The sequence below is a fragment of the Vibrio sp. 10N.261.52.A1 genome, assembly GCF_002876325.1.
GTDB lineage: Bacteria > Pseudomonadota > Gammaproteobacteria > Enterobacterales > Vibrionaceae > Vibrio > Vibrio chagasii.
The window spans coordinates 1-535 of the sequence record NZ_MCYD01000116.1 but is presented as its reverse complement, the minus strand read 5'-3'; the positions used below and the strand labels follow the sequence as shown (position 1 = coordinate 535).

At 46.2% G+C, this 535-nt stretch carries 1 protein-coding gene; it reads right to left on the bottom strand.

The genetic code is table 11. The features are described 5' to 3' along the window. Nucleotides 1–535: sphingomyelin phosphodiesterase (locus tag BCT81_RS01670; protein ID WP_198596821.1), on the bottom strand; the 535-nt coding region annotated here is incomplete at both ends.

Sequence of the window (535 nt, the reverse complement as noted above, 5' to 3'; positions counted from 1 at the left end):
CCCGGTTATTGTTATGCGCTTTCACTGCGTATTCGGAACTTACCACGACATAGTCTAGGTATTCGACGTTTTCCCCACCAGACATTGGCTCGCCAGCGAAGTTATTAATACGTGGGTCGAATGTCGACGCTGTATAGCCTGAATACTCGGGTTCAATCGCTTGAAGATTAGCAAACATCTCTTGGTAATCACTTGGGAACTTAAGCTTATTAACGTTGAAGTCACCGCTATAAATCACAGTTTCTGATGCAGGGATATCGAGCGATACGGCTAACTCGCGCATTTGTCTAAATTGACGTTGTCGGTAGTTGCGTGCCGTTGTGGTGTCGAACGATGCGGTGTGAGTACCAAATACGTGATATGCCTGTCCATTTTTGATGATCTCTGCGTAGTTCACGCCCTTGTCAGCAAAACAGTCAGTACCAGTGCAGTCGGGAAACACATATTGAGCTTCGTTAACAATAGGATAGCGGCTGACAATGATGACGCCGCCGTCATAGATGTTGATGCCATCTTTATCGAGCATCTTGGTTTG